14 protein-coding genes are annotated in these 14,982 nt (G+C 68.5%); 4 read left to right on the top strand and 10 right to left on the bottom strand.

All coding sequences use genetic code 11. The features are described 5' to 3' along the window. Positions 1 to 29: 29 nt before the first annotated feature. From ABS88_RS12740 to ABS88_RS12725, 4 genes are all read right to left on the bottom strand, one after another. Positions 30 to 3,026, bottom strand: a complete 2,997-nt coding sequence (locus tag ABS88_RS12740; protein WP_286749897.1) for a TonB-dependent receptor — start codon at positions 3,024 to 3,026, stop codon at positions 30 to 32. A 209-nt stretch (positions 3,027 to 3,235) separates the two neighbouring features. Continuing rightward, positions 3,236 to 3,985, bottom strand: a complete 750-nt coding sequence (locus ABS88_RS12735; RefSeq protein ID WP_286749896.1) for a FecR family protein — start codon at positions 3,983 to 3,985, stop codon at positions 3,236 to 3,238. Between the two features lie 295 nt (positions 3,986 to 4,280). Next, a complete protein-coding gene (locus tag ABS88_RS12730) occupies positions 4,281 to 4,898 on the bottom strand; it encodes a sigma-70 family RNA polymerase sigma factor (RefSeq protein ID WP_286749895.1) in 618 nt (205 codons plus the stop codon). A gap of 57 nt (positions 4,899 to 4,955) precedes the next feature. Then, entirely contained in the window at positions 4,956 to 5,990 is a 1,035-nt protein-coding gene (locus tag ABS88_RS12725) for a PLP-dependent cysteine synthase family protein (RefSeq protein WP_286749894.1), read from the bottom strand. Positions 5,991 to 6,108: 118 nt separating this feature from the next. Here ABS88_RS12725 and ABS88_RS12720 point away from each other — a divergent pair, with 118 nt between their 5' ends. Further along, the gene (locus ABS88_RS12720; RefSeq protein WP_067186591.1) at positions 6,109 to 6,567 is read left to right on the top strand and encodes an Lrp/AsnC family transcriptional regulator; all 459 of its coding nucleotides are present in this window, start codon (positions 6,109 to 6,111) and stop codon (positions 6,565 to 6,567) included. Positions 6,568 to 6,752: 185 nt separating this feature from the next. On the opposite strand, the gene metW is transcribed toward ABS88_RS12720, so the two are convergent. After that, positions 6,753 to 7,340: a methionine biosynthesis protein MetW gene (gene metW / locus ABS88_RS12715; protein ID WP_067109378.1), complete on the bottom strand. Its 588-nt coding sequence runs from the start codon at positions 7,338 to 7,340 to the stop codon at positions 6,753 to 6,755. A 2-nt stretch (positions 7,341 to 7,342) separates the two neighbouring features. Further along, positions 7,343 to 8,461 carry a homoserine O-acetyltransferase MetX gene (gene metX, locus ABS88_RS12710; RefSeq protein WP_067109381.1) on the bottom strand — a complete coding sequence of 373 codons (1,119 nt, stop codon included), beginning with the start codon at positions 8,459 to 8,461 and terminating at the stop codon, positions 7,343 to 7,345. A gap of 79 nt (positions 8,462 to 8,540) precedes the next feature. Between metX and hisC the strand changes: the two genes are divergently transcribed. Together hisC and ABS88_RS12700 are read left to right on the top strand one after the other, a co-directional pair. Further along, positions 8,541 to 9,656: a histidinol-phosphate transaminase gene (gene hisC / locus ABS88_RS12705; protein WP_286749893.1), complete on the top strand. Its 1,116-nt coding sequence runs from the start codon at positions 8,541 to 8,543 to the stop codon at positions 9,654 to 9,656. Between the two features lie 5 nt (positions 9,657 to 9,661). Further along, positions 9,662 to 10,570: a prephenate/arogenate dehydrogenase family protein gene (locus tag ABS88_RS12700; protein ID WP_286749892.1), complete on the top strand. Its 909-nt coding sequence runs from the start codon at positions 9,662 to 9,664 to the stop codon at positions 10,568 to 10,570. 311 nt (positions 10,571 to 10,881) lie between these two features. On the opposite strand, the gene ABS88_RS12695 is transcribed toward ABS88_RS12700, so the two are convergent. From ABS88_RS12695 to ftsE, 4 genes are read right to left on the bottom strand one after another with little or no spacing between them, the layout of a single operon-like run. Then, complete coding sequence (locus ABS88_RS12695) at positions 10,882 to 11,607, bottom strand: lysophospholipid acyltransferase family protein (RefSeq protein ID WP_067109394.1); 726 nt, start codon at positions 11,605 to 11,607, stop codon at positions 10,882 to 10,884. Continuing rightward, positions 11,604 to 12,134, bottom strand: a complete 531-nt coding sequence (locus tag ABS88_RS12690) for a YdcF family protein (protein ID WP_067109397.1) — start codon at positions 12,132 to 12,134, stop codon at positions 11,604 to 11,606. The genes ABS88_RS12695 and ABS88_RS12690 overlap by 4 nt, the downstream gene beginning before the upstream one ends. Then, positions 12,131 to 13,039 carry a cell division protein FtsX gene (locus tag ABS88_RS12685; protein WP_067109400.1) on the bottom strand — a complete coding sequence of 303 codons (909 nt, stop codon included), beginning with the start codon at positions 13,037 to 13,039 and terminating at the stop codon, positions 12,131 to 12,133. The genes ABS88_RS12690 and ABS88_RS12685 overlap by 4 nt, the downstream gene beginning before the upstream one ends. Before the next feature lie 4 nt (positions 13,040 to 13,043). Next, complete coding sequence (gene ftsE / locus ABS88_RS12680) at positions 13,044 to 13,772, bottom strand: cell division ATP-binding protein FtsE (RefSeq protein ID WP_067109442.1); 729 nt, start codon at positions 13,770 to 13,772, stop codon at positions 13,044 to 13,046. A 188-nt stretch (positions 13,773 to 13,960) separates the two neighbouring features. On the opposite strand from ftsE, the gene ABS88_RS12675 reads away from it, so the two are divergent. Beyond that, positions 13,961 to 14,725: a zinc-ribbon domain-containing protein gene (locus ABS88_RS12675; protein ID WP_067109403.1), complete on the top strand. Its 765-nt coding sequence runs from the start codon at positions 13,961 to 13,963 to the stop codon at positions 14,723 to 14,725. The last annotated feature ends 257 nt before the right edge of the window (positions 14,726 to 14,982 follow it).

The raw sequence follows: 14,982 nt of genomic DNA, 5'->3' as shown, positions 1-14,982 counted from the left end.
GAGATTGAAAGATATCGGGCCGGGCGGGGCTAGAACGTCACCGAACCGCCGAGGAAGAAGACGCGGCCCAGCGCGTCGTACAACCCTGACCGCGCCGCCTGTACGGCTTCGGGCAGGACCGGCGGATTGGCCGCGGTCACATTGTTGACCCCCGCGAAGAGTGAGACGGATTCCGAAACGCCGTAACCGAGGTTCAGGTCGAGGTAGAATCGGGCGCTCGCATCGTTGCGATCACGGAATTCCCTGCTCGCCTGCTGGTCTGCCTTTGCGGCGCTGATGAAGCGTCCGACCGCGCCGATCGACCACGGCTTGTGCGAATAATTGACCTGGGCCGTTCCCCGGAAGCGCGGATTGCTGACCTCGCCATCCTCGACCAGCAGGGTCGTCGGATCATTGGCCCGGCCGAGCAGTTCGTTCTTCAGCAGATAGGTGCCGTTGAACAGCAGTTGCAGCCGCCCTACGCCGAGCGCATGCGTATAGCCGATCTGTGTGTCGACCCCCGAGGCGTCGAGGCGTCCGACGTTGATGACGTTCTGGCGCACCAGCGTGATCGAATGAGCATTGCCGTTGCCGATGCGGTCGAACCCGCCGCGCTCGATCAGCGAGCAATAGACATTGTCGAGCGATGAAGCGTCGTAGCAGCTGTTCGCGGCGGTCTGCGCATCGATCGAGCTGGTCGCGCCGTTGATACGGATGCGCCACCAGTCGGTCGTCCAGGTCAGTCCCGGCAGGAAAGCCGGCGTCAGGATCAGGCCCGCCGTATAGGACGTCGACTTTTCTTCGTGCAGGTCGCGATTGCCGCCGGTCAGCAGCGATTTGGTGGACCCGATCGTCGGATCGACATAACCCACCGGCACACCCGCTGCGCGGCAGTTTCTGGTCCGGTTGTCGCTCGCGTTGATCAGCGCCGCGGTGCAGGGATCCTGCAACGTGCCGATCGTCCCGAGCACGCCCGGATTATAGAGCTCGAACAGGTTCGGCGCACGCACGCTGCGCGCCACCGAGCCACGGATGCGAATCGTGTCGTTGAAAGCCCAGTTGGCGCCGGCCTTCCACGCGACGGTCGAACCGATCGTGCTATAATCGGACGCGCGCGCCGCAGCCTCGATTTCCAGCGACTTGAAGAAAGGGCGGTCGGCAAGCAGCGGCACCACGACTTCGCCGAACACCTCTTTCACCTCGAAGCCGGCATCGACCGGCTGCGTGCCGGTCATGAACAGGATCGCACCGCTGAGCGCCAGCGCATCGTCCTGCCGCTGCAGGCGCTCGCGGCGCCATTCGCCGCCGAACGCCGCCTTCACCATCCCGGCCGGCAATTCGAGCACGTCGCCCTTGAACTGCACGCCCGCCAGATCCTGCGTCTGCTGGAAGAAGGTCTTGAGCACCGGCTTGAAATAGTCGAGCGCCTGCGCGCTGGAGACGGTCTCGCCCAGGATGTTCACCGGCAGGCAGCCGGCGGCGCGCGCCGTTGCACTGCGGCAGACGGGGTCACCGGTGACGGGATCGCTGATCACGTCAATCGCCTCGGCATAGCGTGCGGCAATGCGGCGCCCGGTCGTCTGCGTGTTCTGGCGATAACTGCCGTGCTGCGCGAAGGCGGTGTAGCTCCAGCCATTGTCCAGATGGCCTTCGATCCCGCCCGCGACTGTCAGGACGTCGGCGTCTGTCCGATCGTTGCGCACGCCCTGGTCGCGGCTCGACCGCGTCACGGTGATCTGCTGAACACCATTGTCGATCATCAGGTCGCGCAGCGCCTGCGGCACGAACGGATTGTCGATGCGGATCGTCGACCCCAGATCGAAATCGCCGACGCCGGGCGAGTTCGCACGCTTGTTGGCATATTCGAAATCGACGAACAGCCGCATGTCGTCGGCGACCTCATAGCCGAGCCGACCGATCGCCGACACGGTCTGGACCTGTCGGCGCAGATAATCGAAATCGACGTTGTTATAGCCGTCACCGCCCTGTGCGACCGACCCGAACACGCCGTTGGGCGCGGCGTCGTGCCGCGTCAGGCGGAGCTGGCCCTGATCGACGACGTATCGCTTTCCGCCGAGCGCGAACACGCCGTCATAGGCATAGGCGGGAAAGACGGCGTCGGTATAGACGATCTGGTCGAAAATGCCGTCCTTGGGACCCGTATTCTTGGGGTTGGCGCTCAGCGTGATGTCGCCGTTCTCGCGATAGAAGCGCCGCTGCAGCGTCCGCAGCGGTTCGACACGCTGATAGGCCACGCCCAGCGTCACCGATCCGCGCCCGTCGACGAAACGGCCGCCGCCGATCACCGATGCGACATAGTCCTTCGATCCGCCTTCACCGGTCACGCCGACGCGCCCGTTCGCCTGCAGGCCTTCGAAATCCCGCTTCAGGATGACGTTGACTGCACCGGTGACGGCGTCGGCACCGTAGATGGCCGACGCACCGCCGGTCACGATCTCGACCCGCTCGATCAGGGCCGCGGGATAGATCGACATGTCGACAGCGGAGGATACCGGCGATCCCGACACGCGACGGCGACCGTCGATGACGGTCAGAGTGCGATTGACGCCGAGACCGCGCAGATTGAGGAACACCTGCGTCGAATTGCGCGATCCTTCGCCCACGGAAATCGATGGCGTCTGCATCAGAAGATCGCCGATATTGGCGACGCCCGAATTCATGATCCGCTTGTCCGACAGCGTGGTGACGGGCGATGCGGCTGCCACCGCGCTGCGCTCGACACGCGACCCGGTGACGATGATTTCCTCACCGTCAGGCACCTCGTCGGGGCCGGTTTCCGTCGCCGGGGCGGGAACGGCACGCCGCGAGGGCGCCGCAACGGGCGCGGAAGTCTGGGCGACGACGCGGGCGGGCGTCGGCGCCATGCGCGTGCCGACATCGGCGTTCGCCAGCGTGATCGTCGTCCCGTTGTCCGACACCACGCGCAGGCCGGTGCCGGCAAGTAGTTTGCGGAGCGCTTCGCGCACGTCGTGCGATCCGACGAGCCGCGGTGTCGTGATCTTGGACAGCGTGCGGCCCGGCGCCACGATGCGAACTCCGGCCTGCCTCGCGAATTCTGGGATCGACCTGGACCCGCTCTGTTGTTCGAGATTGAAGGTCCGCTGCTGCGCCGCGGCAGCCGCGGGAAGCGCCAGACCGACTACAGCCGCCCCGCAAATCAGGGCCGCACGCATCTTTTCCATCGAAATCCCCCTCCATATGGATGCGCCCCCGGACCGGACGCCTCCCTCCGTATCTATTGTTGCGCGGGGGAAGATGTTTCCGCAGCAGACGGGAGATTTTTTTGGGCATCGCGGGTCAACACGATTCCCCGTGAATCGGGATATGCCTTCAAATCAAGGCTTTGAGCGACAGCACGGGCAAATCCCAGCGGATCGTCCGCCGGATATAGCCCGGTGATCGTCTCCTCCGCGATCGCCTCGTCGGCGAAACGGATGCGCTGATCGCTATAGCGGGCGAATTCGGCGGCGGCTTCGCGAAGCGGCTGATTCTCGAACACCAGATTGCCGTCGCGCCATGCCAGTTCGCGCCCGAACGCGTTCTTGTCGACCGAGGCCGTCCGAATGTCGTGGTCCGGGCCGATGTCGGCGCGCATGCCGGCTGCAAGGCGGCGCGACCGCATCTGCCCGCCTTCGCGCACGCGCACCTCGACGATTCCTTCCGATACGATGATCCGGGTCGGCTGGCCGGGCAGACGCCGCACCACGAAGCTCGTTCCCACCGCCTCTACTTCGGTATCGCCGGCGATCACCACGAAAGGGCGCGCGCGATCCTTGGCGACATCGAACACCGCTTCGCCATGCTCCAACGTGACGCGCCGCCGCCGCTCGGTCATGCGAACCTTGACCGCGGTGGCCGTATTCAGGGTCAAGCGCGAGCCGTCGGAGAGCGGCATCGATCGCACTTCGCCCCGCTCGGTCGCATAAAGGCCCGATAGCGTGCGCCAATAGGATTCGCCGAACAGCACGGCGATCGCCGCGGCCATCCCGACCCCGCCTGCCCGCGCCAGAAAGCGCCGCCGATCCGGTCCGCGCGCCGCCCCCTGCCCGCCGGGCTCTGCCATGGAAAGCATCGCCTGGCCGCCGGTCGCGACATAATCGTCACCGTCGAAATCGCGGCCAAGCGCCTTGACCCGATTCGCCTCGGCCAGCACCGCGTTGAACCGCGCGAAAGCGCCGCGACGCCGGATATCGGCGGCGAGCCAGGACTGAAGCTCGGCCTCTTCCATTTCACCCAGGGGGGCGCCATGGCGTCGCAAGGCCCAATCGGCGGCCGCCCGATCAATCTCTGCGCTCGACTCGCGCCGTTCCATCACCTTCACCTGCCAAGACGGCCGTCCCCCTATGAGATGCGCGACGGGGTCGTTTTCCGCGCCGACCGAGCAAAGCCGCCAGATCGACCAGCATCGCCACGAGACTGCGCTGGACGCGATCCTCGCTGATGCTCAGTCGGTCCGCAATCTCTCTTTGCGTCATCTCCTCGACGAAACGCAGCAAAAAGATCGACCGTCCCGGCTCTTCCAGTTCGCCGACGGCGAGGGCGAGCCTGTGGAGCTGCTGACGATCCGATACCTGTTCGTCAACCCACGCCTCGTCGGACGGAATCGCCAGTTGCTCCAGATCTTCGACGGCCTGGATCGATACGACCCGCGACCGACGCCAGTAGGCAAGAACGATGTTCCGCGCGATGCCGCGCATATAGGCGCCGACGTTGCGGATGGCGGCATGGTCGTCGACCTCCGCCAGATTCCCGAAGACTTCCTGGACAATGTCATCGGCATCGACGCCGTCGGGCAAGCGCCAGCGCGCGATCGCGGCGCGCAACGCACCTTCCCGCGGAAGGACATGGCGTGCCAGCCATTTGTTGCGTTGCCCGAAATCGTCATCCACGGCCGGCATATACCGATGGGCGCTCCTTCCGTACAAGCTCGCAGAGGCGGCGAAGGACTGGCTGCCTCAGCAAGCCCGGATCATAGACACATGGTCGAAGCGGACGTCGCCGACGATCGAGCCCGGCCGTGCCGGCTCCTCGCGCGCGAGATCGGTCGACAGATAGCGCAGGCTGTTGTCGCAAAAGACCGTCGCCACCACGGCCGCCTCGTCCAGATCGCGCGCGACCTCGATCGCGGCGAGCAGGTTGGCGCCGCTCGAGATGCCGACCCCCATGCCAAGCTCGCTTCCCAGCCGCTGCGCCATACGGATCGCGCAGCTGTCGGAGATCGCCACCGGCCGCGCGAGCCGGTCGAGCCGCACGATCGGCGGGATGAACTCGTCGGAAATGCCCTGGATGCGATGATGGCCGACCTTGTGCCCGGTCGACAGCGTCGGCGATTCGAGCGGCTCGACCGGGTGGACCGACGCCGCGATCCCCGCCGCCGCGAAGCATTCGGCGACCCCCATGACGGTGCCGCCGGTCCCGACCCCAGCCGCAAAGGCATCGGGCCGCAGCCCGAGCGCGGCGAGCTGGCGTAGCAGCTCGGTCCCCGTGCCGTCGCGATGCGCGCGGACATTGTCGGCATTGGCGAACTGCCGCGTCAGGAACGCCCCGCGCTCCGCCGCATAGGCTTCGCTCAGGTCTAGCGCGCCGCAAAAGCCCCCCTCGTCGCGGCTCACCAGCCGCAGGTTGGCGCCGAAGGAGCGCAGCAGGCCGCGCCGTTCCTCGCTCATCCAGTCGGGCATGAAGATCGTCACCTTGTGCCCGAGGCTGGTGCCGATCGCCGCCAGCGCGATGCCGGCGTTGCCGCTGGTCATCTCGACGATTGCCTGGCCGGGCGCCAGCTCGCCGCGTTCGCGCGCGCGCAGGATGACCGATGCCGCCATCCGGTCCTTCGTCGATCCCGTCAGGCTGTGGAACTCGGCCTTGGCGAAGATGCGGCACGCGCGCCCCGCGACGGTAAGGTCGAGCCGGATCAGCGGCGTGTTGCCGATCAACGCGTCGAGCCCGAGCCCGGTGGCGACCGTCGGTGAGCGGAAGGCGGTAACAGCATTCATATGGCGGCGTCCTCCAGATTTCGACAGGACGGGCCTAGCAAAGCGGGCGCGATGAAATCATCGCAGAATTCCCCGATTATGCTGGCATATCCGGGAAAATATTCCTATAAATCCTCATATGGTCGAACTGGATGAGACAGATCGCCGCCTGCTTCGCAAATTACAGGCGGATGCCTCGCTTTCGCTCGAACAGCTCGGCGCGGCGGTGCAGCTATCGACGAACAGCGTGTGGCGGCGCGTCAAGCGGCTCGAGGCCGAGGGCGTCATCACGCGGCGGATCGCGCTGCTCGATCCGCAGGCGGTCGGTCTGGGACTGACGGTGTTCGTCGCGATCAAGACCGGCGATCACAGCTTCGCCTGGCTGTCGCGCTTTCGCGAGGCCGCGTCGGCGCACCCGGAAATCGTCGAAATCTATCGCATGGCGGGCGACACCGACTATCTGCTCAAGCTGCACGTCGCGGGCATGGAAGATTATGATCGGGTCTACAAGAAACTGATCGCCAAGGTCGCGCTCAGCGACGTGAGTGCGAGTTTCGCCATGGAAACGCTCAAGAACGAGCGCGCCCTGCCGGTATAGCCATGGCAGGGATTCCGCTTTGCCCCGCGGTGTCACCCGAAACTCGGGTCGCAATTGCCCCCTTTTGACAAGGAACCATTCCCCGGCGAAAGCCGGGGCCCACGCGGAATAGCGCCATGCCATCTGGACCCCGGCTTTCGCCGGGGAACGGGCAGGCCATCGGGCGCACTCGGGAGCGCGCCGCTTCAGCCGCGCGAGATCAGGAAGATCGCGTGCTCGGCGCGCCAGCTCGCCGCGGCGGCGCTCGTCGGCCGGTCGCCCGACAGATACCAGGCACGCTCGACGACGATGCCGCGCTCGCGCAGCAGCTCGCGGAAATCGCTGACCGTCAGATGGTGGATGTTCGGCGTCTCATACCACGCGACGGGCAGCAGCCGCGTCACCGGCATCCGCCCGTTCCACAGCAGCGCGAGCCGGATGCGCCAGTGCGCGAAATTGGGAAAGCTGACGAAGGCGTGCGGCGCGATGCGCAGCAGCTCCTCGATCACCCGGTCGGGGCGCTCGGTCGTCTGCAAGGTCTGCGACAGGATCGCATAATCGAAGGCGCCCGCCGGATACTCGCCGAGGTCGTGGTTCGCGTCGCCCTGCACCACCGACTGGCCGCGCGCGATCGCCGCGGTGACGTTGGCGGGGTCGATCTCCAGCCCGCGCGCGTCGACGCCCTTGTCGCGCAGCGCCGCGATCAGCGTGCCGTCGCCGCAGCCGACGTCGAGCACGCGCGTTCCCGCGGGCACCGCGTCAGCGATGATGGCGAGGTCGGGGCGCAGCGCCATCGTCAGCCGCCGTTCCGCAGCGCGCCGGCGACGAGGCGATCGAGCGCGGGCACGTCGAGCAGGAAGCTGTCGTGGCCGAAGGGCGCCGACAGTTCGACGAAGCTCGCCGCCGCGCCGACGCTTTGCAGCGCCTGGACGATGCGCCGCGATTCGGCGGTCGGATAGAGCCAGTCGGTGTCGAAACTGACCAGCGTGAACCGCACGTCGCCCGCGCCGGCGAAGGCCGCGGCGAGCCGCCCGCCATGCGCTTCGGCGAGGTCGAAATAATCCATCGCGCGCGTGATGTAGAGATAGGCGTTGGCGTCGAAGCGGTCGGTGAAGGCCAGCCCCTGATAGCGCAGATAGGATTCGACCTGGAAATCGGCGTCGAAGCCGAAGCTTTTCGCATCGCGCGCCTGCAGGCGCCGGCCGAACTTCTCGGTCAGCCCGGCTTCCGACAGATAGGTGATGTGCGCGGCCATCCGCGCCACCGCCAGCCCCTTGGTCGGGGCGTGCGCGGCATAATATTGGCCGCCCTGCCAGTCGGGATCGGCCATGATCGCCTGGCGGCCGACTTCGTGGAAGGCGATGTTTTGCGCCGAATGACGCGCCGCGCTGGCGATGACGATCGCCGAGACGAGCCGTTCGGGATAGGCCGAAGCCCAGGCGAGCGCCTGCATCCCGCCCATCGATCCGCCGACGACCGCGTGCAGCCGCGCGATGCCCAGATGGTCGAGCAGCATCGCCTGCGCGCGCACCATGTCGGCGATCGTGATCACCGGAAAACCCATGCCGAAGGGCGCGCCCGTCGCCGGATCGACGGTCGCCGGTCCGCTCGTCCCCATGCAGCTTCCCAGCACGTTCGCGCAGAGGACGAAATAGCGGTCGGTGTCGATCGGCTTGCCCGGCCCGACCATGCGCGCCCACCAGCCGGGCTTGCCGGTCGTCGGATGGTCGCACGCGACATATTGGTCGCCGGTCAGCGCATGGCAGACGAGCACCGCGTTCGACCGATCGGCGTTGAGCGTACCATAGCTCTGGTAGGCGATCGTCACCGACGCAAGCTGCTGCCCGCTGTCGAGCGGCAGCGGCCGGTCGATCGTCACATCCTGATGCCGGAACTGGTGGAGAAGGCTCGCCATGGCTTGCGCGGGGCTAGGCGCGCGCACGAAGGCTGTCAACGTGCTGGACTCGCGGCGCGCAGGCGCTAAACCGCGCGGCATGACCGACACGACCGCTCGCCTAACCCCCAAGCCGTGGATCAGCGGCATCGCGCCCTATGTCCCCGGCAAGTCGGCGGGGGCCGACGGGCGTCCGCTGGTCAAGCTCAGCGCCAACGAAAATCCGCTGGGCACCGGCGAAAAGGCGCGGGCCGCCTTTCGCGCCGCCGCCACCGACGCCGACGCGCTGTCGCGCTACCCCGACCCCGGCGCCGCGGCGCTGCGCGAGGCGATCGCGGCGAAGTTCGGGCTCGACCCGGCGCGCGTCATCTATGGCACCGGGTCCGACGACCTGCTCCACCTCGCCGCGGGCGCATATGCCGGGCCGGGCGACGAGATCCTCTATGTCCGCTATGGCTTCGCGGTCTACGAGATCGCGGCGCGGCGGGTCGGCGCGACGCCGGTCGAGGCCGACGACCGCGACTATGCGACCGACGTCGACGCGCTGCTCGCCCGCGTGACCGAGCGGACGCGGGTCGTCTATCTCGCCAACCCCAACAACCCGACCGGCACGCTCGCGACGCGCGAAGAGGTCGCGCGGCTGCACGCGGGGCTGCCGCGCGATGTGCTGCTCGTCATCGACCAGGCCTATGCCGAATATCTCGACCGGCAGCAGGACGACGGCGGGCTGGAGCTGGCGAAAAGCGCCCCCAACGTGTTCGTCACGCGGACCTTTTCCAAGATCCACGGCCTGGCCGCCGAACGCATCGGCTGGGGCTATGCCAGCGACGAGGTGATCGCGGCGCTGCACCGCATCCGCCTGCCGTTCAACGTCACGCGCTGCGGACAGGCGGCGGCGATCGCGGCGCTGGGCGACGAGGATTTCGTCACCGCCAGCCGCACCCACAACGCCCGCTGGCGCACATGGCTGGCGCAGGAACTCGACGGTTTCGGCAACCGCGGCGTCCGCGTGGTGCCGTCGGCGACCAATTTCCTGCTGGTGCTGTTCGAAGGCGACGTCACCGCGGAGGCGATGTACCAGCGGCTGATGGAGGCGGGCTATATCGTGCGCTGGCTGCCCGGACAGGGCCTGCCGCACGCATTGCGGATGACGATCGGCACCGAGGACGAGACGCGCGGGCTCGCGGCGGCGATCCGCGCCGCGCTCGAAGGCTGAACCGCGTGGCGCGCACCATCGGGACGGTGACGGTCGTCGGGCTCGGGCTGATCGGCTCGTCGATCGCGCGCGCGGTCATGGCGCGGCTGCCCGACGTGACGGTGACCGGCCACGACGCCAGCGCCGGGGTGCGCGCCGAGGCGCGCGCGCTGGGCCTGTGCCACCGGATCGCCGACGATCCGGCCGACGCGGTGACGGGCGCCGACCTCGTCATCCTCGCGGTGCCGGTGGGGCGGATGGCCGATGCGGCGCGCGTCTGCGCGCCGGGGCTGAAGCCCGACGCGATCATATCCGACGTCGGATCGTCGAAGAGCGGCGTCGGCGCGGCGCTGCGCGCGGCGCTGCCCGATCATCTCGTCATCCCCGCGCACCCGGTCGCGGGGACCGAGAACAGCGGCCCGGCGGCGGGCTTCGCGACGCTGTTCGAGGGGCGCTGGTGCATCGTCACCCCGGCCGCCGACGCCCCGGCGGACGCGGTCGCGGCGCTCACCGGCTTCTGGCAGGCGCTCGGCGCGCGGATCGAGACGATGGACGCCGCGCATCACGATCTGGTGCTCGCGGTGACGAGCCACCTGCCGCACCTGATCGCCTATACGATCGTCGGCACCGCCAGCGAGCTCGAAGAGGTGACCGAGAGCGAGGTGATCAAATATTCGGCCGGCGGCTTCCGCGACTTTACGCGCATCGCCGCGAGCGACCCGGTGATGTGGCGCGACGTCTTCCTCGCCAACCGCGACGCGGTGCTGGCGACGCTCCAGCGCTTCAACGAGGATCTGACCGTGCTCCAGCAGGCGATCCGCCGCGGCGACGGCGACAAGCTGGAGGCATGGTTCACCCGCACCCGCGCGATCCGCCGCTCGATCATCGCCGAAGGACAGGACGATCCCGCCCCCGATTTCGGGCGGAAGCACTGAACGCCATAGTCGCCCCGGCGAAAGCCGGAGCCGCTATCGGCCTTGCGCTCCATCTCGATCGGCCCTGGCTTTCGTTAGAGTATGTGGACAAATTCCGATTGTGCATTCTGGCAGGTTTGGGGTGGGAAGCGGTCGTCCCGCAGGCGGGAGGGGCAGCGAGACTTACGAACTTGTTCGTTAGTCGCAGCGGGGTGGGCCTTTGCACCGTCGCTGCCCACCCCCAACCCCTCCCGCTTGCGGGAGGGGAGACGGACGGCAGCTTCCGGTCGCTTGCAGTCGCCCGAATTTGTCCACGCTACCTATGGCGACAATTATTCCGATGCCGTTTCCAGCGCCGCGGGCGGATTGAGCGCGTTGATCGCGCGCCAGACGCGGTCCTCCGCCTCGTCGCGCGGCAGGCCGGCGGGAATCGTCTCGCCGATCCGGTAGGTAATCGTGCCCGACCATTTGACCCAGCGGCGCGGCGGATAGGCGACGCCGCTGTTCACCGCGACCGGGATCACCGGCACGCCCAGCATCCGGTACATGCCCGCGAATCCCGCGCGCAGCGACGGTGCCTGGCCGTGCGGCACGCGCGTTCCCTCGGCGAACAGCACCAGCGGCCGGCCGTTGGCCAGCGCCGCCTTCGCCGCGGCGAGCATCGCGCGCATCGCCTTGCCGCCGCCGTCGCGGTCGACCGGGATCAGGCCATAGAAGCGCGCCGCCTGCCCCCAGACGGGGATCGAGAACAGTTCCTCCTTCGCGAACACCGCGGGCCAGCGGAACAGCATCGGCTGTTCGATCGTCTCGAACGCGCTTTCATGCTTGAAGACATAGAGGACCGGCGTGTCGGGCATCGCGCCCTCGACCACGACGCGGTGGCCGAGGATGAAGCGGCAGATCAGGCGGTGGAACTGCGCCCACAGCCGCACGAACCAGCGCGTCGCATGGTGCGAGACGGGAAGCGCGACGACCGCGCCGATCGAGCAGATGCTGCTCATGATGACGAAGGCGATCCAGAACAGGATCGACCGGACAAGGGCGAGCGCGTATCTCACAGGCCGAGCAGGCCGCCCGCGAGCCCGGCCAGAAATTTGTGATATTCGCGGAACAGCGTCGAAAAGCTCGGCTGGCTGCGCACCGCGTCGGGCAGGATCGTCACCTTGTCGCCGAGCGCGCGACCGAGTTCGTAGCGGGCGCGGCGCATGTGCCAGTCGGTCGTCACCAGCCGGATGCTGCGATAGTTGCGCCGCGCAACCCAGCTGGCGACCTCGGTCGCGTTCGAGCGCGTGTCCTCCGCCTCGAACCCCAGCGCGATGCAGCAGTCGAACAGCGCCTGCGGCCGCCGGTATTCGGCCGCCAGTTCCTTCGGCTTGACCTCGCGCGCGACGCCGCTGATCAGGACGCGCTTCGCCTGTCCCGCCTCGAGCAGGTCGAGCGCGCGGTCGATGCGCCCGGGGCCGCCGGTGAGCACGACGATCGCGTCGGTCTTCTGCGGCGGCGCAGGCATCGGCGGCAGCAGCGCGAACCAGGCGAAGCCGAGCACCCAGGCCAGGAACAGGAGCGATATCAGGCGCTTGATCATAATATCTTCTTGAGCGCGGCGAGCAGCGTCTGGCGCGCCGTCAGAGCGGCTAGCGCGATAGCCAATAGGGGCAGCGCCAGCAAGAGCGCCCAGCCCGCCGGGCCGAGCGAGGCGGTCGCGGCGAGGCCGGCGGTGACGCCCGACCATTGCCAGCCGATCAGCAGCAGGATCGCCGCCGCGACCGCGCTGCCGAGCGCGATGCCATAGGCGGTGTCGATCGCGATCCGGCGCTGGAACAGCCGCGCGATCTGGCGGTCGGTCGCGCCGATCAGGTGCAGCATCTCGATCGTCGCATAATGGGTGCCGAGCGCGGCGCGTGCCGTCATGATCACCACCGCGGCGCTCGCGGCGATCATCAGCAGGACGAGCCCGCCGGCCACCCAGGCGAGCGAGCGGATCAGCCGCGCGACGGGGCCCAGCCATTCGGCGTGCGGGATGATGCGCGCGCCCGGCGCCTCGGCGCTGACCAGCGCGCGCAGCCGCGCCATCTGGCCGGCGCGGTCGCCGCCGCCGACGAAGTCGATGTCGACGAGCGCGGGAAGCGGCAGCGACTTCAGCACCGGGTCGTCGCCCCCCTCGCTGCCGAACCATTGCCCGAGCGTCGCGAGCAGTTCGTCCTGTTCGACCGCGCGCGCCGCGCGGACATAGGGCTCGCCCGCGGCACGGCGCCGCAGCGCCGCGGCCTGTGCGGCGCGCGCCACGGGGTTCGCCGTGACGATCTGCACCGTCACCCGCCCGGCGATCGCGTCGCCGATCGCGTTCGCCGATCGCGCCAGCCCGATCCCGGCGGCGGCGGCGAGCAAGGTCAGCATCATCAGGATCGCGATCACCCACGGGGTGGGCCCCGTCAGGCGGCGGTCGGGAAGCAGGCGGCGGTGCTGGACGGGAACGCGCGGGATGATCATGACGTCACGCGCGATTGGGCGGATAGCGCAGCGCGCCGGTGGGGTCGGACAGCCGTCCCTTTTCGAGCCGCATCATCTGGGCGTTGTCGATGCGGCTGATCAGGTGGATGTCGTGCGTCGCGACGACGACGGTGGTGCCCAGCCGGTTGAGCGCCTCGAACAGCCCCAGCAGGCGCATCGCCATGTCCGGGTCGACGTTGCCGGTCGGCTCGTCGGCGACGAGCAGCTGCGGCCGCGCGATCACCGCGCGCGCGATCGCGACGCGCTGCTGCTCGCCGCCCGACAGCGTCGGCGGAAAGGCGTCGGCGCGCGCGCTGAGCCCGATCCAGCTCAGCATCTCGCCGACCGGGCCCGCCAGATCCTCCTCGCTCACCCCCGCGATGCGCAGCGGCAGCGCGATATTGTCGCGCGCGCTCAGGTGCGGGATCAGCCGGAAATCCTGGAAGACGACGCCGATGCGGCGGCGGAAACCGGGCAGGCGATGGCGCGGCATCGCCACCAGATCCTCGCCGAACAGCCGCACGATGCCGCGGCTCGGCCGCTGCGCCAGATAGAGCATGCGGAGCAGCGACGTCTTTCCCGCACCCGACGCGCCGGTGAGGAAATAGAAGCTGCCGGGCTGGAGATTGAAGCTGATGTCGGACAGGATTTCGGCGTCGGGACCGTAGCGCAGCCCGACCCCGCTGAACTCGACCATCGCGCCGCCGGGGCGCGGGGGCGCAGCGTCCGTCATGGCGTCACCGGCGCGCGGCATCGCGCCCCGCCGGGTTGCGGAAGAAGGGAGCCTCGGCGCTCATCCGCTGCCTGTTGCATGCCTTCCCCGCGACGTAAAGCGCTTAGCGGTGCCGTTTGCGGCCCCGGCGGCGCGCGGCCCGCCACGCGGCGCTTGCCAGCGCGCGACTCAGCGTGTTTAGAGGGGCCATGATCCTCGCCTGCCCTTCGTGCCACACGCGCTACGTCGTTCCCGATACGGCGATCGGACCGAACGGCCGCACCGTGCGATGCGCCAACTGCCGCCATAGCTGGTTCCAGGAACCGTCGGCGGCCGCCGCACAGTCCGAAGCGATCGTCGTGCCGCCGCCCGCCGACGGTCCCTCCGCGCCGCCAGCCCAGGCTGCCGCCGGCGTCCCCGCCGCGCCACCGGCCGAACAAGCCGCCGATCCGGCGCCGCCCCCGCCGCAGGCTTTCGCCGCAGAGGCGCCTCCGCGCCCCGCCGCGCCCCCGGCCGAGGAGCCGCTGCCTTTCCGCCGTCCGCGCCGCAATCCCGCGAAGCGCTGGACGCTGGTCGCCGCGGCGGCCGCGGTGCTGATGATCGGCGCGACCGCCGGCCTCTACATGTTCGGCCTGCCGGGCTGGGCGCAGGGGCTCGGCCTGCCGGGCACCGCCGCCGAGCCCGATCTGGTCATCGAACTGCCGCCCAATCAGGATCATCGCGAGCTTGCCGACGGCACCATCTATTTCGCGGCGAGCGGCACGATCATCAACCCGACCGACCGCGCGCAGACGGTGCCCCCGATCCTCGCCGAACTGCGCGACGCGCAGGGAACGATCGTCTACAGCTGGACGATCAAGCCGCCCGTGCGCACGCTGCCGCCCAACGAGAAGGTCAATTTCTCCGAAGCCAAGCTCGACATTCCGCGCCGCGCTACACAGCTCACCGTCAGCTGGTCGCTGCCGAAAGGCTGACCGCGCCGCCAGCCGCCGCGATGCCATGACGTCACCAGCGCAGACGCGGGCGGGATAGTCGGCGGACGGCCATCGCGGGTTGTTTCGCCCAATGCCGCACAACGGTCGATAGACCATTGCTGGCACGTCACGCTCTTGCTAGAGGCCGCGCTCTACCGGCACCCGTAGCTCAGCTGGATAGAGCGCTGCCCTCCGAAGGCAACGCTAAGTCAAGTGCGATTTGGGTGAGGGTCGAAATAGCTGAGTAAAGCCAAGCG

This window comes from Sphingopyxis sp. SCN 67-31, from assembly GCF_001725095.1.
This window is presented reverse-complemented; position numbering and strand designations above follow the sequence as displayed.